The sequence below is a fragment of the Rubripirellula tenax genome, from assembly GCF_007860125.1.
Taxonomy (GTDB): Bacteria; Planctomycetota; Planctomycetia; order Pirellulales; family Pirellulaceae; genus Rubripirellula; species Rubripirellula tenax.
Map to the genome: position 1 here is coordinate 400,384 of NZ_SJPW01000004.1, position 21,779 is coordinate 422,162.

The 21,779-nt window shown below is 55.8% G+C and carries 18 protein-coding genes; 13 read left to right on the forward strand and 5 right to left on the reverse strand.

All coding sequences use genetic code 11. From position 1 onward, the window contains the following. The first annotated feature begins 85 nt into the window (after positions 1 to 85). Positions 86 to 1,645 carry an MraY family glycosyltransferase gene (locus Poly51_RS16015; protein WP_146458797.1) on the forward strand — a complete coding sequence of 520 codons (1,560 nt, stop codon included), beginning with the start codon at positions 86 to 88 and terminating at the stop codon, positions 1,643 to 1,645. A 443-nt stretch (positions 1,646 to 2,088) separates the two neighbouring features. Next, positions 2,089 to 5,517, forward strand: coding sequence for a general secretion pathway protein GspD (locus Poly51_RS16020; protein ID WP_246114550.1), 3,429 nt, complete (start codon positions 2,089 to 2,091; stop codon positions 5,515 to 5,517). Positions 5,518 to 5,631: 114 nt separating this feature from the next. Here the strand turns inward: Poly51_RS16020 and Poly51_RS16025 are convergent, their stop codons facing one another. Beyond that, positions 5,632 to 5,877: a response regulator gene (locus Poly51_RS16025; protein ID WP_146458798.1), complete on the reverse strand. Its 246-nt coding sequence runs from the start codon at positions 5,875 to 5,877 to the stop codon at positions 5,632 to 5,634. Positions 5,878 to 6,378: 501 nt separating this feature from the next. Between Poly51_RS16025 and Poly51_RS16030 the strand changes: the two genes are divergently transcribed. Continuing rightward, positions 6,379 to 6,879: a low molecular weight protein-tyrosine-phosphatase gene (locus tag Poly51_RS16030; protein WP_146458799.1), complete on the forward strand. Its 501-nt coding sequence runs from the start codon at positions 6,379 to 6,381 to the stop codon at positions 6,877 to 6,879. 10 nt (positions 6,880 to 6,889) lie between these two features. Here Poly51_RS16030 and Poly51_RS16035 read toward each other — a convergent pair whose 3' ends face one another. Beyond that, positions 6,890 to 7,537, reverse strand: a complete 648-nt coding sequence (locus Poly51_RS16035) for a thioredoxin family protein (RefSeq protein WP_146458800.1) — start codon at positions 7,535 to 7,537, stop codon at positions 6,890 to 6,892. A 209-nt stretch (positions 7,538 to 7,746) separates the two neighbouring features. On the opposite strand from Poly51_RS16035, the gene Poly51_RS16040 reads away from it, so the two are divergent. The 5 genes from Poly51_RS16040 (at position 7,747) to Poly51_RS16060 (ending at position 12,966) form a co-directional block, all read left to right on the forward strand. Then, the gene (locus Poly51_RS16040; protein WP_146458801.1) at positions 7,747 to 8,487 is read left to right on the forward strand and encodes a helix-turn-helix domain-containing protein; all 741 of its coding nucleotides are present in this window, start codon (positions 7,747 to 7,749) and stop codon (positions 8,485 to 8,487) included. A gap of 136 nt (positions 8,488 to 8,623) precedes the next feature. Then, on the forward strand, positions 8,624 to 9,826 hold the full coding sequence (locus tag Poly51_RS16045) for a cis-3-hydroxy-L-proline dehydratase (RefSeq protein WP_146458802.1): 1,203 nt from the start codon (positions 8,624 to 8,626) through the stop codon (positions 9,824 to 9,826). 4 nt (positions 9,827 to 9,830) lie between these two features. After that, positions 9,831 to 11,270: an arylsulfatase gene (locus tag Poly51_RS16050; protein WP_246114551.1), complete on the forward strand. Its 1,440-nt coding sequence runs from the start codon at positions 9,831 to 9,833 to the stop codon at positions 11,268 to 11,270. Positions 11,271 to 11,512: 242 nt separating this feature from the next. Continuing rightward, the gene (locus Poly51_RS16055; RefSeq protein ID WP_146458803.1) at positions 11,513 to 12,727 is read left to right on the forward strand and encodes a DUF1559 domain-containing protein; all 1,215 of its coding nucleotides are present in this window, start codon (positions 11,513 to 11,515) and stop codon (positions 12,725 to 12,727) included. Positions 12,728 to 12,783: 56 nt separating this feature from the next. Next, a complete protein-coding gene (locus Poly51_RS16060; protein ID WP_146458804.1) occupies positions 12,784 to 12,966 on the forward strand; it encodes a hypothetical protein in 183 nt (60 codons plus the stop codon). A 268-nt stretch (positions 12,967 to 13,234) separates the two neighbouring features. Here the strand turns inward: Poly51_RS16060 and Poly51_RS16065 are convergent, their stop codons facing one another. Continuing rightward, on the reverse strand, positions 13,235 to 14,344 hold the full coding sequence (locus Poly51_RS16065; protein ID WP_146458805.1) for a pyridoxal phosphate-dependent aminotransferase: 1,110 nt from the start codon (positions 14,342 to 14,344) through the stop codon (positions 13,235 to 13,237). A 110-nt stretch (positions 14,345 to 14,454) separates the two neighbouring features. On the opposite strand from Poly51_RS16065, the gene Poly51_RS16070 reads away from it, so the two are divergent. The 3 genes from Poly51_RS16070 (at position 14,455) to Poly51_RS16080 (ending at position 18,403) form a co-directional block, all read left to right on the forward strand. Then, on the forward strand, positions 14,455 to 15,039 hold the full coding sequence (locus Poly51_RS16070) for a DUF4416 family protein (RefSeq protein ID WP_146458806.1): 585 nt from the start codon (positions 14,455 to 14,457) through the stop codon (positions 15,037 to 15,039). Between the two features lie 113 nt (positions 15,040 to 15,152). Next, positions 15,153 to 15,731, forward strand: coding sequence for a hypothetical protein (locus Poly51_RS16075; RefSeq protein WP_146458807.1), 579 nt, complete (start codon positions 15,153 to 15,155; stop codon positions 15,729 to 15,731). A gap of 251 nt (positions 15,732 to 15,982) precedes the next feature. Continuing rightward, positions 15,983 to 18,403, forward strand: coding sequence for a TolC family protein (locus Poly51_RS16080; RefSeq protein ID WP_146458808.1), 2,421 nt, complete (start codon positions 15,983 to 15,985; stop codon positions 18,401 to 18,403). Between the two features lie 231 nt (positions 18,404 to 18,634). Here Poly51_RS16080 and Poly51_RS16085 read toward each other — a convergent pair whose 3' ends face one another. Then, entirely contained in the window at positions 18,635 to 18,898 is a 264-nt protein-coding gene (locus tag Poly51_RS16085; RefSeq protein ID WP_246114552.1) for a WYL domain-containing protein, read from the reverse strand. A 129-nt stretch (positions 18,899 to 19,027) separates the two neighbouring features. After that, positions 19,028 to 20,002, reverse strand: coding sequence for an NHL repeat-containing protein (locus Poly51_RS16090; RefSeq protein WP_146458809.1), 975 nt, complete (start codon positions 20,000 to 20,002; stop codon positions 19,028 to 19,030). 132 nt (positions 20,003 to 20,134) lie between these two features. On the opposite strand from Poly51_RS16090, the gene Poly51_RS16095 reads away from it, so the two are divergent. Together Poly51_RS16095 and rpiB are read left to right on the forward strand one after the other, a co-directional pair. Beyond that, entirely contained in the window at positions 20,135 to 21,271 is a 1,137-nt protein-coding gene (locus Poly51_RS16095) for an L-threonylcarbamoyladenylate synthase (RefSeq protein ID WP_146458810.1), read from the forward strand. Between the two features lie 13 nt (positions 21,272 to 21,284). Next, positions 21,285 to 21,773: a ribose 5-phosphate isomerase B gene (gene rpiB, locus Poly51_RS16100; RefSeq protein WP_146458811.1), complete on the forward strand. Its 489-nt coding sequence runs from the start codon at positions 21,285 to 21,287 to the stop codon at positions 21,771 to 21,773. The last annotated feature ends 6 nt before the right edge of the window (positions 21,774 to 21,779 follow it).

Consider the following 21,779-nt stretch of genomic DNA (forward strand, 5'->3'; position numbering starts at 1 on the left):
CGCCCTCTACAATGGAACGCTTACTCGGCGAGCGTTGTCCCGCCTTGGCTAATCTTCATAAATTCATTACGCGTCGGTAAACCTTATGGCACCGTTAATAGCGATCGCTCTTCTCCTTGCCATCGCGATCGCGCTGGTTTTGGTGCCGTTCGTTCGCTCTGTGGCCCGTACCGTCGGGATGGTGGATTCGCCCGACCGCAAACGAAAACTACAAGACGAGTCCGTAGCTCTAGGGGGGGGCATCGCGGTTTTCGCTGCGGTCGCGATCACGTTTGCAGCTACGATCTTGATCGATCGACAATTCTTTGGACAAACCCTGGGTGTGCTTTCATTGCGCTGGTACAGCCTTTTCGGTGCTGCTGCAGCAATGTTGACAGTCGGTTTGGTTGACGATACGTGGGGATTGCGTGGGCGACAAAAGCTGCTGCTGCAATGCTTGATCATTGCCGGACTGGTCGGCAGCGGGACCGTCATCGAGAAACTTAGCCTGTTCGGGTTGACGCTCGATCTTGGCGTGTTTTCGTTTCCCATCACGATGTTGTGGTTGTTGATTGCCGTCAACGCGCTCAATCTGATTGACGGAGCGGACGGCATGGCAACGACAGCGGGTTCGATTATCTGCATTGGCATGGGGATCGCCGCTCTTCACTTTGGTTCCTACCTCAGCGTCGTGCTAGCGTTTGGGTTGGCCGGTGCTCAACTGGGATTTTTGAGATACAACCGTCCGCCGGCAAGCATCTACCTGGGTGATGCGGGCAGCATGATGATCGGCTTGTTTTTGGGCGCACTTGCGATCTGGAGCAACTTCAAAGAGTCCGCCGTCTTGGCATCGGCGCCGATCGCTATTTTGGCGATTCCGCTTTTCGATTCGAGTGCCGCGATTCTTCGTCGCTGGTTAACGGGGCGAAGCATCTATGTGACGGACCGAGGCCACCTGCACCACTTGCTGCAGCTTAAGTTTGGGAAGAAAGGCATGTTGTTGGTTGTAGCACTGTTGTGCGGCATCACGACAACGTCTTCGGTTCTGTCGCTGTATTGGAACGCACCTTGGTTAGCCGGTATCGGTGTCATGGTCGTCTTGGGCTTGTGCATCAACACACGAACATTCGGTCACGCCGAGACTCGTTTGCTGGTCAACCGTTTCGTGAATTTTGCCCAATCTTTCACGCTCAATCCGAAAACTTGTTTGACCATGAAGCAACAGCGGCGTGTGCCGCTTCAAGGCGTCGGGCAATGGGAAACGGTTTGGGAACCGCTGGTTGAATTTGCCAAGACTCACGATTTGGCGCGAGTGAAAATCGATCTGAACTTGGCTTGGCTTCATGAAGGGTATCACGCCAATTGGCAAAGCGTTCGGATGCCAGATCGAGCACACCAGTTGTGCGTTTCGTTGCCGCTATTCACGCACCGCTTGGGCAACGGCAAAAACGCGATCCAGATCGGGCGATTAGATGTTGTGGCTTTGGCCATAGATGCCGATGCCTATCAAAAAATCGCCGACCTGAGCGATCAGCTGATGGATCTGACCCCGGAAATCGACCGGATCGTCAGCCGACTCGAATCCGTAAGGCCGCAGGCTCCGGCCCCCGTCACGTTGCCCGTCGAACAGGTCTCGGACGTTCCAGAGTCCGTCGTTAACGCCTAATTCGCCGGGCGAAAATCACGCTGCTCGGCCGATTCCCGACCAGATTCCGTGCGGCCTCTGTCTGCGCGTTCTTGTAACCACTCCGGGTGCGATCGTCCGTTCCTTGCGAGACTTGGTTTCGACAGCCAGTCGGCCAATGACTTTCCAGCTCACGAAAATTTTTTGGCTTTAGGCCAATATTCGTGTTGACAGGCTCTCCGCGTTCGAGCTATTCCCACTCACTGCCAAGGTTCCGTGTCAGGTACCAACGCGTCGGAAACGGATGCCACACCATGGAAGTGTGTTGCAATCCTTTGAATGACGCCAGCGGGTACTCGATCCATGCCTTGTCAAACCATCGGACGGGAGCGGACAACAACTCAGGTTCAGTCTTTTAGGGCGACACCTCGGATTGTGAATCTGTCCCACTTATTGAAGTCTCACCGCGAAGAAGGAGTGTCGCGTTGAACCGCCTCGTACCTAAAAACTGTGTCACCGCACGAAGTCGTCGCCTTGCCTTGATGGCTGCCATCGGGTTATTGGCGAGCGTCGATGCATCCGCACAATTCGCGATGCCCGCCCCCACAGGCGGGACATCCCCGGCCGTCGATGCGTCATCAATGACGCTCGTGACTGGTCAACAGAAGATTGCCGAAGTCAAGAAAGCGATCGCAGGCCAAGACTACCACACGGCAGTCGAGTCCTACCGAATCGTCTGGGCTATGCAATCGAAATTCCCTCAATTGGCCGGCGAGCTGCAAAGCTTACGGACGCAATTGGAGTCCATCGGCATCGACGGAGCATTGCTCTCCATGCCGCCTAAACCACCCATCGCTCTACTGCCTGACGTTGCGAATGCAATTCCAATGTCTGGTTTCGATGGCTCGGCCACGTTATCCAATCCCAAGCAGGAAGCCCTTCGCCTTGTCGCGATCGGTCGTGCCGCGCTGGATCGCGGTGACGTGACCACGGCCATCACCGTCGCACGAAAAGCCGAGGCATTGAAGGTTCCCGAAAAGGACTTTGCCCCCGGCGAACCACGTGTTTGGCAATTGGTGCTTGATGTCGAATCAGCGGCACGCCGGAATGGAATTTCCCAAGTATCGGGACAATCCACGGCCGGCGCACCATCGTACGTTCAGCCCGCCATCGCATCGGGAAACACCGCGAACAACAACGCCGTTTCGCAGATGCTCTACGCCGCAGAAACCGGCAACGGAGCAGTGCAGCAGGTCCAAGCGTTCGAACCTTTGGCGGGGAATCGCAATGCGATCGCCAGCGGTTTGTTTAGCGATGGAATGAAGTCGCTGACCGACGGCAACAAGTCAGACGCGTTAAAGAAGTTCCGTGAAGCTTGGAAGTACGAGGCCGATCTCGATCCGACCCAGCGGCAACTCCTGAAAGACAAACTGACGTTGCTACAGCCAACCCGCCTGGGTTCAGTAGCAGCAGCGAAGTCGGATGGCGAGCTTTCGCCCATCGATAAGGCAGAGCTGGAAAGCCAAGAGAAGACACGTCGCCTGTATCGCGAAGTCACTTCCGAATTGGCGAAGACCGAGCAATCCAAGATCGAAGCACCACTTGATTCCCTCGACCAACTCGAGCGGCTTCGTCGCCGCGTCGATGGCTCGGATATCGACGAGAGCGCAAAACGATCACTTGCCGTGATGGTCAATCGGGCTGTTGCCGAACAGAACAGATACATCGAAGCCAACCGTGCGAAGATCAACCTTGATCTTCAAAACGACGCGGTTCGGATGCAGATGGAACAGGACGACGCCCGCGAAGCTCGCATTGAACAAGAAGTCTCGCAAATTGTCGAAGACTTCAACGTTCTGGTCAAAGAGGGACGCTTCGAAGAAGCCGAGGTGCTTGCTAAGCAAGTACAGGAGCTGTTGCCGGGTGACCAAATCGCAGTTGCGATGTTGCAGCGCAGCCGCATCGGTACTCGAATCCGTATGGGCGAAGAGATCCGTGACTTGAAGGCGGATTCGTACTTGGACCAGATGTTGGAGGTTGAGCGTAGCTCGATTGTCACCAATCCGGATCGTCCGGTGACATGGGAGAATGCCGAAGACTGGGAAAGCTTGTCCCGACGTCGTCTGGGCAAGAAAGGCCAAGGCGACCCAAGACTGAGCGCTGCCGAGAACGAAATTCGCGACAAGCTGTCGACTCCGGTCAACATCAAGTATCGCAATCGACCACTTGGTGAAGTGATGGACGAATTGTCTGCCGTCACCGGCGTCCCCATCGTGATCGACGAACGGGCTCTTGGTGCGGTACGTGTCACAGCGGAAACGCCCGTGACGCTGCAGCTTCAAAACGAAATCATGTTCAAGAGTGCTTTGAATATCATTCTTCAACAACTGGAACTGACGCACGTCATCGAAAATGATGTGTTGACGATCACCAGCATCGAATCGAAACGAAGCAAGGTTTACCCGGTCACGTACCGCGTGACAGACTTGGTCACGCCGATTCCGAACTTCACGACCAGCTATGACGACGGCTTGGCCGGTGCACTTCGCAACGCCTACCAAATGTCGAACCCGCAAACCGACGTGCACGTTGTGCCTGTGTCGGCGACCGATTTGGGCACTGGGATGGCGCGGCAAATGTCGCCGATGAACATGAGCGGATCGAACGTTCTTGGCCAATACAGTCCGATGGGTGCTCAAGGCAGCTTTGGCATGGGCAATCCACCCGGCGGCGGAGGTGGAGCGGGCGGTGCTTCATTCGCGAACTTCGACAGCTTGATCGAACTGATCCAAACGACGGTGGTTCCCGATACGTGGGACCTGTTAGGTGGCCCCAGTACGATGCGTGAATACGCTCAAAACTTGAGCTTGGTCATCAGCACGACCAGTGACGTTCACGACCAAATTGCCGACCTGCTGGAATCACTTCGCCGTTTGCAAAACTTGCAGATCACGATCGAAGTCCGATTCATCACGCTTTCGGATACGTTCGCCGAACAGATCGGTGTCGACTTTGACCTGAGCTTTGACGACAACACGCGAAATATCCCTGACGATGACGCCGGTCCGAGCATTACGGTCGGATACGACGGACAGGCAATCACGTCGGACTTGGACATCAAGTTCAACAACGGCAACGCGGTTGTTCCTGCGTTCGGCGGTATTGGGGTAGCGAACCCGTCCACTTTGGGATTCGCGATCCTCAGCGACATCGAAGCCTTCTTCTTCCTGCAAGCGGTCCAGTCCGATTCGCGGACCAACGTTATGCAGGCTCCGAAGGTAACGTTGTTCGATGGACAATTCGCCAGCATCAGCGACGTGACACAGCGGCCGTTCGTTACCAGCATCACGCCGGTCGTGGGTGACTTTGCGGTCGCTCAACAACCGGTCATCGTGGTCCTGAACGAGGGAACGCAGTTGAACGTTCAAGGTTTGGTCAGTGATGACAAGCGATTCGTTCGCCTGACTTTGGTTCCGTTCTTCAGCCAAATCGGAAATGTCGACACCTTCACTTACGAAGGCAGTCGCACCTCCAACAACAGCAGTCGGTCAGAAACCGATACCAACGGTGACGGTGTTATCGACGAGCAAGACGAAGTAGACACCGAGAACTCGTCGGATATCATCACGGGCACCACGGTGCAGTTGCCCACCTTCGCGTTCACTTCGGTCAGCACGACCGTAAGCGTTCCCGATGGCGGAACGATCCTGCTGGGCGGTATCAAGCGGATGTCCGAAGGTCGTGTTGAAAGAGGAACCCCGCTTTTGAGCAAGATTCCTTACGTCAGCCGATTGTTCCGTAACGTTGCGACCAGCCGAACGGCGTCTAGCTTGATGCTGATGGTAACGCCGCGAATCATCATCCAGGAAGAAGAAGAACTGGCTCAAACAGGATTCAATCCGGCTAGCCAATAGTCCGGATTCGCAACAGCGAGTTCATCGAAACGAGAAAAGCCCTGCAGTGAAATGCAGGGCTTTTTTCGTTGTGGTTTGGTGTGAACCTGGCGGTAAAGACGCAGGCGAATGTCGTTAGCTGGAAATCGCCCTATTCTCGGCCGCCCGTTGAAGCGCTTCCTCGACACGTGCCATCAGCGGATCCGGCACGATGGCACGGGGGACATTGGATTCGTTCATGGAACTGTGATCGTCCGCATCAGCCTCCGCCACAAACTCAGCATTGCAGTGCTGACACGCCACGTTGTACCCAATCAACGATGCGCGAATCTGGACGCGGCGGCCGCAGGTCGGGCAAGATTGGGTGAATCGGATGGTCATCACAAAACTCCATTAGTGAGTGTGAAGGGGGCCAATTGCCGAATAAGGTGGGATTCTATCCCTAGATCGGCTGCAAGGCAATGTTATTCGCCAATAATCGGTTCATACCGCTACTTTTCGGTTCATTGAGTCGCCAAAATGATACCACAGGGGCACGAATCCCCTCTGCAGGGTACCTAGCATAGCACTTTTGCTTACCCATGCCAGCGAAAGGTGCTGAAAAAGGTGTGACTATCTGGCGACTGGGATGTCCTTGATGCTTGTAAGTCGCCGGACCATGCAACAAGGTTCGCAGCGTAGTACCGGTTCGTCAAATCGGAATCATCCCGCAACGGACTCGCTCCGGACTTGGGACACTGCAGGTTGACGGGGCGGTGGGTTCCTCAGTCGCAATCGTTTACGATTTGGGACCAAACGAAAGGGGGCCGGGACCGAGGAAATCAAAAAGGTCTTTTCTAATTTCCGTCCGACACTTATGAACGCGAGCCAGGCGGTATCACGATGACTACCAAACGAGTTTTGTTTGTATGCATGGGAAACATTTGCCGATCGCCCGCTGGCGAGGCCGTCATGCAGCGTTTTGCGACGGAATTCGGCGTCGACGTGGAAGTCGATTCGGCAGGGACGCACGGCTACCACGTGGGTGACCCCGCGGACGCTCGCATGCGCGCCGCAGCCGAGGCACGTGGCTACGAACTGAACAGCCGCGGCCGGCAAGTAACGGTCGATGATTTGGCCCCCAACCGTTTCGACTTGGTTTTGGCGATGGATGCCGAAAACCACACGATCCTTCAAGAAATGGCGGGCGGGATCAAGCCACACATACGCATGTTCAGCGACTATCTCAGCGACACGGATTGGCCCCAAGACGTCCCCGATCCGTACTACGGCGAAGCCGAGGGCTTCAAAATGGTGCTGGACATGTTGGAGGAAGGTTGTCCGATCATCCTGCAAACGTTGATGGGCGAAGATATTTTCGCCGGCGAATTCGACGACGAGTAGCAGCGAACGGTTATTTCTTTCGCGTACGTCGTTCGCGTTGGAACCGAATCTGACATCCGATCGGAACCGTTTCGGTCAACTCGAGTGGCTTGCCATCCAACAGGGCGTCAACCGCATTGGCTACAAATGGCTGGGTAACATTCTTACCATCGGGACGATCGTCCATCGAACCCATGTAAACGACGTGACGTTTCCCGTCATCGTCCTTCGCGCCAAGCACAAAAAATTCGGGTGTGTACTTCGCACCAAACCTTTTCGCGATCTGTTGCGATTCGTCAAACAAGTACGTGAACGCGAACGCCTTTGAATTGGCCTTTTCTTTCATGGCATCGAAGGAGTCTTCGTCGATCGTGTTGACGTTGATCGCAACGACGGCAACCTGTCGCGGTGAGTAGTTATCGTGCACCCACTTCAAGCGTTCTTCCACGTCAACGGCGTACGGGCAACTGTTGCAGGTGAACGCAACCACGACGGCAAGCTGATCGCCCAATTCCGTCGATCCATGACGCTTGCCGTCGACGCCCGGCAGATCGGCCCAAGTCGGCGCTTCGTCACCGATACTAAGGACGCTGTTGAATTCGCCGGCCAATGTGCTATCCAACACACCGATCGAGGACGAAACAGCCAAAAGCGTTACGGCGAAGAAATAGCGAATCATGAAACGTCCTGCCCGTTTGATGGTCACGATGTTGATGAATGGATCACTCGTATCCTAGCAAAGCGAGTTAGCAGGACGAAGAAAAATCGCTGATCAGGACTGGGTTTCATTCGGCGGCGCACTAGAATGCTTGAAAAGCGGAACGAAATTTCGTTCCAAGGCCAACTGCACCCAGCTCGAGATCTAGCAGGCGGATACAGCGTTACCTGATGCAACAGACCATTCGTTCGATCGACATTCACTTACTTGAGCGGCTATTCCAATCATTGCCTGATACGGCGTTCTTCATCAAAGATTTTCAAGGTCGCTACTTGGTCGTCAATGAATCGCTGCGGGCGCGGCACGGTTTGGAACATAGTGGTGACGCGATTGGGAAGCGGCCATCGGACATTTGCCCAGGGGACTTCGGACGTGTACCGGCTGAGCAAGACACCAAAGTCTTACAGACTGGTTGCCCCTTAGTCGATCATCTTGAAATGCATTGGTACTTGCCCCAGGAACCTGTTTGGTGCTTGACGACGAAGCTGCCCATCGTTGCCGACGATGGCAGCATCGCCGGCCTCATTGGGTTCTCCCGTGACGTTCGTACTCCGCTTGAAAACCATGAGATCCCCAAGAAATTCGCTGAGATTCTCGATCTCTTTGAAGACAACCTGATCGAATACGGGACTGCGTCGTCGCTTGCCCAGCAGTCCGGGATATCGCTGCAACGACTCGCCCGATTGACGAAGCGACTCTTTGGATTGTCCCCCACCCAATTCATAAGCAAAACCCGAATCGCGGTTGCGTCGCGCCTGCTGTTTGAAACGAACCGAGCCGTTTCTGAAATCGCCTTGACGAGCGGCTTCTATGATCAAAGCGCTTTCACCCGAGCGTTCCGCACCGCAACGGGTGTCACCCCAACCGCTTACCGACTGCAAGCAAAATCGATTGCCGACCAATCGAAGTAATGGCCATCCGCGCGCGAAGCATCCTTCGATGTGCGCAAATCGTTCGCTCCGCGATTTACTTAGCCAAGTGGGGCGGAGCAAACGAGGATACGATAGTGGCGTGACTTCGCTCCACTAAACCGTAAGCACGGTGTCTATGAAAATCACTCGAATATTTGCGCATCGCGTCGAATTGCCCTTGGTCGAAGGCAACTATACCTGGAATCGGGGTAACTTCGTTTCAGTTTTTGACAGTACCGTGGTTGGCGTCGAAACGGACGAAGGGCTGATCGGATACGGCGAAGCGTGTCCTTTGGGTTCCTGCTACCTTCCTGCCTATGCCGACGGTGTTCGTGCGGGGCTGCGAGAATTGGGTCCGCACTTGCTCGGCTTTGATCCTCGCGAATTAGGAGTGCTGAACCAGCAGATGGATGCCAGTTTGGCTGGGCACCCGTATGTGAAGTCCGCGATCGACATCGCTTGCTGGGACATTCTTGGCAAGGCGACGGGCTTGCCGGTTTGCGTCCTGATGGGCGGACGCTTTGGCGATGGAGTGCGACTGTACCGCGCGATTTCACAGTTGGATCCCGAACTGATGGCAGAGAATGTCGCCATGTATCGCGACCAGGGTTACACGCGTTTTCAACTGAAAGTTGGCGGTGATCCCGATACAGATATCGAGCGGATTCATGCCGCTCGGGCCGTGCTTCGACCCAACGACCGCTTGGTCGCGGACGCGAACTGTGGCTGGTCCCAGCACGAGGCGATGCGGGTCGTTCAAGGGGTTCGCGATTTGGATGTCTATATCGAACAACCGTGCTTAACCTATGAAGAGTCGTTGTCGATTCGACGCAACACAAACTTGCCGTTCATCATGGACGAGAACATCGACTCCTTAGCGATGTTGCTTCGCGCCAACCGCGATCAGGCAATGGATGTGGTGAATTTAAAAATCAGCAAGTTCGGCGGGCTGACAAAAACCAAACAAGCACGCGATCTGTGCGTTTCCCTCGGGCTGGCGATGACGATCGAGGACACGTGGGGGAGCGACATTACGACAGCCGCGATCGCGCACTTGGCACACAGCTCGCCAGAGTCGCTTCGCTTCACGAGCACCGATTTCAATAGCTACAACACCGTCAGCAACGCGTCGGGGGCACCCCAGCGACAATCGGGGTTCATGTCGGCAGGGGACGAACCGGGGCTCGGCGTTAGCCCTCGGCTTGAAGTGCTGGGCGAAGTCGTTTGGCAATGCGCCATCCGCAATCGGATTTCGGAAAGCAGCACGCCAGTCTCCAACATCCATCAAGCCAAAGCGACTAGCGTTGCCAATCCAGCATCTCTCGCGAAAGCAAAATAGACTCATGCGTTTACCTCTACCGTCGGTCACGATGCTTGGGCTGTGGCTACTGATGGCTGTCGGGGCACCGACATCAACCAAAGCCGAATCGATCCAGAAACCCAACATCATTTACATCATGATGGATGAATGGGGCTACTTCGAATCTTCGGGGATGGGCCATCCGATTTTGAGTACCCCAAACATTGACAACATGGCACGCGAAGGGATGCGGTTCACGCAATTCTTGGCCGGCGGGAACGTCTGCGCTCCGACTCGCAGTACCCTGATGACTGGTCAGCACACCGGACACACGACCGTACGTCTAAACGGCGGAGCCGCCGCTCTGCGCGCAGACGACCGCACGATTGCCGACGTGCTTCACGAGCGTGGGTACGCGACGGGTGGCTTTGGGAAATGGGGTCTCGGGGATGCGGGAACGTCAGGCGTTCCGGAGAATCACGGATTTGATACGTTCTTCGGCTACTACCATCAAGTTCACGCGCACGTCCACTACCCTCGCTACCTGCTTCGTAACAGCGTCAAAATTCCGCTTGCGGGGAACACGGGTGATCCGTTTGTCGGTGAAGTGTTCGCGCATCAACGGATTCACGAAGCCGGGCTGAGCTTCATCCGCGAGAACGCCGCACGGCCGTTCTTTGCGTACCTACCGTGGACACCACCGCACGGCCACTGGGGAATGCCCAAAGATGATCCCGCTTTTATTAAGTACCGCGATAAGAAGTGGGATGCAAAAAATCAGCGTGGCGAAATGGACGCCCAAATCTACGCGGCCATGGTCGAGATGGTCGATCGTCAAACCGGGGAAATCTTTCAACTGCTACGCGAACTCGACCTCGATCAAAAAACAATCGTCTTCGTTTGCGGTGACAACGGCGGCCAAGCCTACTTCGAAGATGAGGGTCATCCTCACGGCTTTTTTGGTCCTAACCTGAACCCGAAAACGGGCGAGCGATTCCGAGCCGGCAAGGGAACGTTTTACGAAGGTGGGCTGCGGATTCCATTCATTGTTCGTTGGCCCGGTCAGATTGCTGCTGGTTCAGTATCGAATCATCTCGGGTACTTCCCGGACGTGATGGCAACGCTCGCGGAGCTGGTGGGCGCGACGTTAGATGAAAATGCCGACGGAATTTCGATTCTGCCAACCTTGTTGGGCGAAGCCGTCGTCAAGCGCGAACAGCAACAACATCCTTACCTGTACTGGGAAGACGGAAAGAGCATGGCCGTTCGAGTGGATAATTGGAAAGCCATCCGGCCGACTCCGTCGGCTCCGCTCGAGCTATACGATTTAAGCAACGATTTGGAAGAGAAACACAATGTTGCGGAAATTTTCCCTGACATGGTCGAAAAAATGAAGTCGCACGCTGCCGAAGCACATTCCGCCCCACGATCAGGCGCTGTTCTGGACCCGAGTGCCAGATTCCAAGGCCACGCCGTCCCTTAAGGAGACGGTGTGGCTTCGAATGATCCACTCGCAACATTTCCATGTGGTGTTCGGACTCTTGCGTACGGCCGATGCGTTTGTCCGTGTAAACAGCATCGACGATTCATCCAAGTGGCGACCGTGCGCATTTTCCACTTTGGGTGATCGATTCATCCAATAACGCTTGGAATGAGCAGCCTATTTTGAAAGCGTTGTCGTAGAAAACGACTAGATGTTTTTTCTCTTTCGAGCCAGGGTGTGTGATGAGAAATCCAAGAAGCTTACGAGCATTCACATTGGTTGAGCTACTGGTGGTAATCGCCATCATCGGTGTTCTAGTTGGATTGCTTTTGCCAGCCGTGCAAGCTGCGCGCGAAGCAGCTCGCCGGATGAGTTGCAGTAACAATTTCAAACAGATTGGGCTGGGCATTCACAACTATCACTCCGCCTTTAACCAACTGCCCACTCAAGGCACCGGTACGAAGGGTCCAGATGCTGGTAAAGTCGCAAGTGATTATCGCGGGAATAATCGCATCGAACTTTCCGCTTTGGTCGGCCTGATGCCATTCGTGGAACAACAGGCGTTGTGGGAACAAATTAGCAATCGTTTTCAAACCGATATCAACGGAACGCCAGCGTTTTACAACGCGATGGGACCATGGCCCAACGCGTCGCTAACAAACTATACGGCCTTCGGGAGTTATGATCCGTGGCTCGCGAACATTCCCACGTTACGTTGCCCCAGCGATCCAGGTGTGGGGCTTCCTGCTCAAGGACGCACGAACTATGCAGTCTGCACGGGCGACTCGTGTGATACGAGCTTTGGCGGCGCGTTGAATCGATTGTCCGGTTTACCCAACGGCACAACCTACGATCGAGCAAAGGTATCGATGAGGGGTGCGTTTGCGGTGCAAATCAAGACAGGCTTTCGAGACTGCCTTGACGGTCTTTCCAATACGATTTACGCCGGTGAGATCACGACGGACTTGGGCGATCAGGACAAGCGAACCCAAATTGTTGCCTACCCGGGCAATATCATTTCCTTGGGTGGGAATTTGGGCTGTCGTCCAAGTATCGATCCACTTCGCCCCAACTTCTGGTCCGCCACGCCAGCACCGAACACCTTGTTTGCAAGTGCTGAGGAGCGACGTGGTTACAAGTGGGCGTCGGTGCTTCCGATTTACACTCAAATGTTTACGATTCTGCCACCAAATTCCGAACTGTGTGGCAACTCAAACGCGGTCTCCATCGTCATGGCTCCGCCAAGCAGTCGGCACCAAGGCGGCGTTCACGTCCTGATGGGTGACGGCGCCGTGAAATTCGTGACGGATTCGATCGAAGCTGGGGATTCCAGCTTTGGCCAGGTTGGGATCCACGCATTGCATTCCCCGGCATCGAGACCTGGAATCGCAAGCCCCTACGGACTTTGGGGAGCCCTGGGCACTCGGGCTTCAAAAGAGTTGATCGAAGAGTTCTAAGTTAACGCTTCGATCAAAGTGTATCTTCCCACTCCTAAAATTAAGGTCGTCGATTCATGACCCGCTATATTTTTGTCACGGTAGTATGTTTCTGTCTCGTCCAGTTTGTCGGCTGCGGCGGCGGCAGCAAAGAACCGGGCGTGGCTGCGAAGCCAGACGAGATCAGTGCCTATATGGCGGCTCATCCAGAATTGGAATTTGACACGACGGACCCAGACGTAACCCCATCCCAAGAGTAGGCACGGCAGGGCGACACCTAGTGTTGCCGTGGCAATCTCATACCGGACCGTTTTTCCAGTTGGATTGGGATCACGGCCTGTGTGGTCCTTGGTCCATAGTCCCTGTATGGTTTGCACGCCAACGCGGCACAGCAATCTGGTCGGCTAGATCGCGTTCCGGGTCCGGATCACGAACCGGGCCGGGTTTTCAGCGGCGCCGGCGGGCCGTCCCGGTTCATCGCGTTAAGAGCCGACGCGTCGGCCGTGGCCGTCTTCACGGCCCGCACGGTCAGCCCCCGGAAACCAAACTCCGCAGCACTTCGATGCCGCGGTGGAGCGTCTCGTCGGATGCCGCGAAGCTGATGCGGAAGTGGGTGTCGTGTTTGCTGAAGATGTTTCCTGGGATGATCAACAGCCCCTTCTCGATCGCCCGCTCGACGAACTTGGCACCGCTGGGGATCGGTGATCGAGGGAAAACGTAAAAGGCACCACCGGGTTTGCTGATTTCGTATTTGTCTGAAAGCCCGTCATAAATCAGATCCCGTTTGCGACGGTAATCATTGATGTGGCCATCCAAATTCACTTCCATCGCTCGCAGCGCTCCCCACTGGGCCGGCTGGGGCGAACACACGAAGGAATACTGCTGAACTTTCAACATCGTGTTGATGATTTCGGCAGGTCCGTGAACGTAGCCGACTCGCCAACCCGTCATCGCATGGCTCTTGCTGAACCCGTCGATCACGATCGTTTGGTCATTGAATGATGCGGGCGAGACGAAGTCCCCGTCGAAGAAAAACCGACTGTAGATTTCGTCCGACAACAGCGCGATGTTGCGATCAGCCGCCAGTTGGGCAACGGCCTTCAATTCCTCTTCGCTGGCTGTTACACCCGTCGGATTGGCGGGGCTGTTGACCAAGATCATTTTCGTTCGCGGAGTGATCGCGGCTTCGATCTTGGCAGGATCGAGCCGAAAGTCGGGATAAGAATCGACGGGCACCGGTACCCCGCCACACATTTTCAACAGCGCCGGGTACATGACGAAATAGGGATCCAGATAGATCACTTCGTCGCCCGGGTTGATCATCGACAACATGGCCAACATCAATCCGCCACTGGTCCCGCTGCTAACGAAGACGTCGCGATCTTCATGGGGATATTTCGCGGCGATCTCGGCTCGCAAGGCTTCGCGAAGCGGTCCGATGCCCTGGGTTGGCGAGTAGGCGTTTTTCCCCGATTGGATGGCATCGATGGCGGCAGTCCTGATCTCGCCCGGTACATCGAAATCGGGTTGTCCGATCGAAAGGTTGATCGGATCCTTCAGCTTTGCGGCCAGGTCAAAGACTTTGCGGATTCCGCTGCTTTCAAACGCGGCCGTCCGATCGGCGATCCAAGGGTGCATGTCGTTTTCGGGTGGGGTGAGTTGGTATTGCCGTTACAATGTCAGCACAATTGTAGCAGTCAAGTTCTGCGTTTGGCATCCTTGTGCATCTTCGTGAGATCTCCCCGCCCGTGTCATCGATTCGCCTGGTCGAACCCGTCGTTCGTTTGTGTGCCATCATCACTCGGTACGACGATGCGAAGCATTGGGCGATCGAACGGATCTCGCTGCACTGGGGCGATCCCCTGGCACAGTCCGATCCGGTTGCGTTCGAAGCAGGTGGTTTCTACGACACCACGATGGGCACGGGGCTGACCAAAACGTTGGTTGCGTTCGGTGACTACCAAGATCCCGGCGGGTTGGCAGACTGGAAATTACAAACCAACCAATGGGAAGCCGAATACGCATCGCTGGGTCGGCACGCCGAACCGCGGCCCCTGAACTTGGATTCGGGTTACCTGAGCCAGGCCAAGTTGGTGTTGGCGACGGTCAAAGATCGCGACCACCGGATCTATTTGCACAGCGGAATTTTTGCCGAAGTGACCTTGAACTACGTCGGCAAAAAATGGGTGCATCATCGGTGGTCCTACCCGAGTTACCGGGCTGCCGAAGTCGCTGACTTTGCCAGTCGACGCAGGTTGGACTTGCGAAGTCACCTGGAATTGACTGGGCAAATTCGCCGTGTTGTCCATCCATCGACCGAACAACCGTCATAACCGTTCGTCCGTTCAAAACCGGACATCGAACGAGCCGATGAATGAAAGGTCAGGTGATCGGCAAGGATGCTGGTTTCACGACAGTTGTGTTTCACCGATCCATGGACGGCCCAATGCGTTGGATACAAGTGCGATTAGTTTTGGTGGCGGCGATGGCTTTGGCAGCAGTTGCGGCCGAGGCACATCACCCCGATTTCGAAAACCAGCCCGTGCGTCCTCGCGTCGACGTCATCGGCCCGATCGGCAATCGATTGCCATCATCCTATCGTCGCAAGTACAACCGACCGACCAACTTTGGCGGTTGGTTGGCGTATCACGTTGCTCCGTCCAGCCAAGAGGCGATGGCGTGGCACGATGCGACTCATCGCGATGCCTACAAATGCGATCGCCCGCGGTTGGAGATGCACTACTTTTACCCCAAGCCTTACGAGGCACTTCGTATTGGGCCTCGTCGGGACAGCAGGAACATCGCCGACGCAGCACGTCAGTCGCGTGAAAACCGTGACGAGTCAATGGCCAATCGCGATGCCATGAAACCTGCGGACGTGAAACCCACGGTCGACTTAGAGCAGGCGTTTGCCGAAACCGACGAACTGGCACCGGTCAACGTTGACGAAGCGGTCGAGCAAGTCATGGAACGAACGCAAGAACTTGATGCCAAAACGCTTTTGGATTCGGGATTTGACGAGTAACGCGGGCACAGGTCGCACCGCGTTGGGGAACGATTTCACGACGCGAAGAAGATTCTGCACCTTTTTGATCGGAACCGTCAAAGTTTCCCTAACCAGACTCCGATAACTTAGTTGGGCGAGGTCCCCTTCAAAGGAAGGGGACATCGTGGGGGGCTTCCACACTCGACCCGCACGGGAACATGCCATAGTCGCTTGGCGCGACTGATGGTGTCGGCATGTTTCACGGCGGCACGACCTCGGAAGCCTAGATAATGAATCGCGCTCTGGTTCGATACACGACTTATTTGCAGCTGGTCCTTGCCGTCTTGATGGCATCGGGCTGCTCGACGACGCAACCGTTTTTCGCGGGTGAGTCGCCGGACTTGCAATATTACCTAAACGCTGCGACACGGATCGAGTATCCGGACGTCGAAGTCGATAGTTTGGCCGAAACAACGATGGCGACCGAGCCGTTGTCGATCGGCAATCACGACTACCAATTCTGGGACCTGTCGGTCGAAGAATGCGTTTCGATTGCGCTGCAAAATGCGAAATTCTTTGTCACCACCAGTGGCAATGCCGAATTTCGTCAAAACGTCGCAGCACAATTCACCAGCGCATCGGCTGACCAGCTGGGCAGCATCTACGACGTCGCCATCCAACAGTCGACGACTCAGTCGATTCCGTTGACCGTCGATGGATCGGGGAACCGCACGCTGCCGCGAGGCGTCTTGCGAGCCAACCAAGTCGGCGGCGTGGAAGACGCGTTATCGGAATTTGACGCTCAAGCAAGCGGCTTCCTCAACTACAGCAACACCGACCGACCGCGTAACACCGGCGCGCTGAACACCGTCAACCCGCAATTCTTTACTGCAGACGATTTGACGCAGCAGTTTGCGTTGAGCAAACGATACGCCACCGGCGGCGTCGCAACACTTCGTCAACAAATCATCTACTCGAAAAACAACGCCGAAGTCGGTCCCATCTCTCGCGCCGTCGCCAGCGACTACACCGCAGTGATCGAAGCTCAGGTTCAACACCCGTTGATGCGTAACCGCGGCACACTGATCAACCGCATCCCCGTTGTACTGGCCAGCCTGAACGAAGACGTGGCGATCGCCGACTTCGAAATTCAAGTTCGCAACCTCGTCCGTGACGTCGAAGTCGCGTATTGGAATCTGTACGTCGCCTATCGCAGCGTTTCGACTTCGGTGATCGGTCGCAACAGTGCGATCGCGACGGCGAAGTTCGCTCAACTGAATCTCGAAAACGGTACAGGCACGATTCAAGAGGTCGCGCAAGCGAACGGACAATACTACAACTTTCGCGCTCGGCTTGAAGGCGCCCTGTCGGGATCGAACCTTCCCGGCGACGACCGGTTCGGTGTGTACGGTGCCGAACGTGTGATGCGTGAATTGATGGGCTTGGCGCCAACCGATGGTCGCTTGATTCGCCCGATCCAAGAACCGAGCCTCGCTCGAGTCGCGTTCGACTGGGAAGAAATCACAACGCAAATGTTGTACTTGAGCCCTGAACTGCGTAAAGGTCGCACGGTGATCAAGCAACGCGAACTGGAACAAATGTCGGCCAAGAACCAACTGTTGCCCGAAGTCAACTTGTCACTGCTGTACCGCTGGGTCGGCGTGGGCGATGAACTTGGGTTCGGATCACGAGCCGATGCGAACGGGCCGCTTCCGGGAAGCAGTGCACTTACCGATTTGACGGGCGGTGACTACCAAGAAGGTGCCGTGCGATTGGAGTTCACACCACCGGCGATCGGTGGACGACGTGAACGTGCCCGCATCCGCGGATCACAACTGCGTCTGCACCAATCACGAGCGTTCTTGCAGGATGCCGAGCGATTGATGGTCAGCCAAATCAGTGATGCGATCGCCAAGACGGCAACGCACTATCAGTTGGTTCAAACGTACGCCCAAGTTTGGCAACAAGCCGAAACGGAAGTCGAATCCCGCTTGACGGAGTTCAAGGGCGGACGGACTCAGATCAATGTGGTGCTGCAAAGCCAACAACGTCGCGCCGATGCTCAAATCGCTTACTACCGTGCCTTGGCCGAATACAACAAATCGCTCAACTACGTCGACTACTTGAAGGGCACGATGCTGGCGAACAGCAACATCACATTGTCCGAAGGCCCCTGGAACAAGAAGGCATACTGGGACGCACTGGAACGTGCTCGTGAACGTAGCGCTGGAAAGCACAAGGTTTACGGAGTCAGTCGGCCCAACGTTGTTCGCCAAGGTCCACTTCGAGATGCCGCGTCGGCGTCACAACCCGTCGGCAGCGGCGTCATTCACGACGGACAACTGCCACCTGAAATGTCATGGAGTGGATCGGACGCGAACATGGACCCGATGGGTGCCAACGTAATGCCGATGGACGAATCGGTCACCGCACCACAAGACATTCCGTTGGGCGAGATGGGGAATTCACCTAGCGATCTGCGGACGCCGGGATCGACTCCGATGCGAGAACCACTACCAACCCCTGATCCGCTGCCGATGATGGACAGCTTACCGGACAGTTTCAATGGTGCAGGTGAAGTTCGGCAAATGAGTTTCCAACAACAAGCGACGGGCTCGTCAAAGGCTGGTCAAAATAAAGTTCACGTCGGTGACGTGCAAATCGACGGGGCACCCTTGCCAGTCCGTCGAACACCCCTGCCGAATCGGTAAGCGATCGGTCCCACCAAAACTCCGGGCGGAGGCTTGCGAGGACTACCGATTCTAGCGCGTCGGAACCAACGGTCCTCGTACACGAAAAGCTTGAGCACGCTGAAAAAGCGTCTCGAGCTTTTTGTCGTTGACTCTCAGCGATTCAAATTTACCCCCGACGACTGGCGCGGTCCCGCTGGTTCGATAGCGGAGCGGCGCGAGCCGTCGGGTTTTGATCTTCGCCAGTGACTGCTAGTTGTTCTCGCACGATCCGGCTCCCATCGGGACCGGCATCATGACGTCGGTCGCGGGAACCAGACGAATGTTCTTGCATCGCGAGAGTTGAAATTGGCGCGGTTGTTCGCGACACAAGCATAGCCCCAGAAATCGGTAGCTGCCCATGAACTTGATCGGGCTGACGACGCGGTGCGTTCGGTTTCCCTTAGCATCGGCGTAATCCATTTCGATGACGTAATTGTCACAGTCTTGCATGGCTTGTCGAAGAATACGGTTCATCTTGGTTTCCCCCCGGAAAGTGTTTTCGTGTATGTCCTGCTCGAACACTTCTAATATTCGAGATGTCCATGACACGTCTGGTCACGAGGTGGAAAAGACCGCGTTTGAGACTGCCGAATGCCTGTTTTCCTATGCCGGCAGCTCGATCCGTTGGACTCGGTGGTTATTGCTGTCCAAGATGTGAACACGATCTTGGGAATCCACGACAACACCCCAGGGTTGATTCAGCATCCCTGGCTCGAAACCCGGACTGCCCCAAGACGCGATCGGCTTGCCGTCGGGGTCCAGTCGCTGGATGCGATTATTTTTGTATTCGACAACGATGATGCTGCCGTCGCTGGCCAATGCCAAGTCATACGGATAGTAAAACTGTCCGGGCAATGTTCCTGGCCCGCCCCAAACGTCAATCAAACGCGGCGTCTCTTCGCTGAGATCAAATCGCTGGATCCGATGATTGCATGCATCGGCCACCCACATCACATCGTCGCGGATGACCAAACTTTGCGGACGCAGGAATTTTCCGGGGGTATCACCCGTGCCGCCCCATTGGATTAAGAAATTGCCTTCCGAGTCAAACTTCTGGATTCGGTCCGACGCGTTGTATTCGCCAATGTAAACGTTGCCGCGATCGTCGCTGACCGCATCGGTCACAAACGCGAATTGGCCGGGCAGATGTCCAGCCGTGCCGCCAATTTGTTGTTCGACGAGCAGTTCCCCGTCGCGGGCATACGCCAGCATGCGGTAATAATGCGTGTCAGCGACCAACAATCGACTGGAACCTGTGCCGCTGGAACCTGTGCCGCGGTGTCGTGCGGCTTGAAAAGACATGCCCGTGGGGCGGCCATTCGCCGTTTCGGGGGTTTCCCAAACCCTCAGAAACTGTCCGTCGGCGTTAAAGACCTGGATTCGTCCGGTCGTATCGACGATGTACAGTTGGTCGTCATCGTCGATGGTGATCGCGCGAGGCTTCAAGAAACGGCCGTCGCTTAAACCACGTCGCCCCCACACCAAATCAGGCAAATCGCTGCCTCCCGACGGTACACAGCCGGCAAACGAGGACACGGAAGCAGCGGCCACCAGGCCAACGAAACTCCGTCGCTTCATCGATCGATCACTTGGTGTTAGCGGGGGGTGTCAAAAAACGGCCGACTTGTGAAGGCGATTCCGTGGCTTTTACAATGAGCGCCTACTCGCATTTTACCCGACAGGCGGCCGCAAGGTCACTCAGCGTCATCCATGTCTAAAATTCTTGACCTCCGTGCGACCGATGACCCTCGTGACATCGTCCATCGGTCGGTCCAGGCATTGGTCGAGGGAGGCGTCGTGGGTGTGCCAACCGACACGGTATACGGGCTGGCCGCGAGCGCACTTTCCGAGATGGCCGTCGCTCGATTGTGCGAGATCAAAGGCAGGAACCAATCTGTGCCGCTAGCGATTTCGGTGCCCAGTCGCGAAGCGGCCGAGGATTTTTACTGCGGCATCGCCCCTTTGGCCCGTCGCTTGGCGGCTCGATGCTGGCCGGGCCCGTTGACATTGGTGATTCCCTGCGATTCGAAGCATTCGGCGGCCAATCAGCTGCCTCGATCGGTTCAGGAGCGGATTCGCGGCGAGTTCGGATGCGTGGGCTTCCGGGTCGTCGATCATCGTGTTATTTCGCATATTCACCGGTTTTTGTCGGCTCCATTGCTGTTGACGAGTGCCAATTTGTCGGGACAGCCGGTCGCCACCACGGCTGAACAGGTCGAGAAGCAATTGGGGGATTCGATCCCACTGCTGCTCGACGATGGTCCGACCCGTTATGGTGATGCTTCAACGGTTGCTCGTGTGAGGGGCAATCAAATGGAAATTCTTCGTGAGGGCGTCATCGAGCGAGCCGCCATGAACCAATTCATCAAACCCGTTATCGCCTTAGTCTGCACCGGCAACACGTGTCGAAGTCCGATGGCCGAGACGCTGCTGCGTGACTTAGCCAGTAAGAAATACGGCTGTGAGGATGCTGTGCGGGTCGTATCGGCGGGTGTCGCAGCGGGCCCCGGCAGCGGCGCGACTCCCCAGGCGATCGAAGTCATGGGCAATCGCGGCCTCGACTTGACCGGGCATTGCAGCCAGCCACTGGACGATTCAGTCATTGGCGTCGCAGATTTGGTGCTGACGATGACACGTGGTCACCGGGCGGCAATCTTGGCGGCTTGGCCGGGACTGCACGATCGCGTCTTTACCTTGCGCCGCGACGGCGGCGACATCGCGGATCCGGTCGGCATGCCGGTCGATGTTTATGAAGCGTGCGCGGATCAAATCGAGGGCGAACTTCGCGCCTGGATCGATTCGCTCGGCGACGATTTTTTCCCCGACGCTGCAACCGATCAAGCTTAGAAACGAGGCTCCCATGTTAAAAATCGCAATCGGCAGTGATCATCGTGGCGTCAAAATCAAGAACCGCTTGGTGCAGAACCTGACCGCAGCCGGTTTCCCGGTTTGCGACCTGGGTTCGCATGGCGAAAGCTCCGTTGACTATCCCGATTATGCCAAAGCCGTTGCAATGCAAGTGGGCAGCGGAGAGTCGGACCGCGGTATCTTGATTTGCGGTACCGGAATCGGCATGTCGATCGCGGCCAATAAGTTCACGGGTGTTCGTGCCGCATCCTGCTATGACGAAGTGATGGTCGAAATCAGCCGCCGCCACAACGACGTCAATGTGCTGTGTCTTCCCGGTGACATGATCGGTGATCGGCCCATCGACGATTTGGTATTGATGTGGCTGAATACAGAATTTGATGGCGGCCGACACGCTGTTAGGATCAAAAAAATCAGTGATATCGAAAAGCTCGACTCACGCGCCGCATCGTCCAGTCCGGTCGTACAAGACCCGTCATGACTGCGG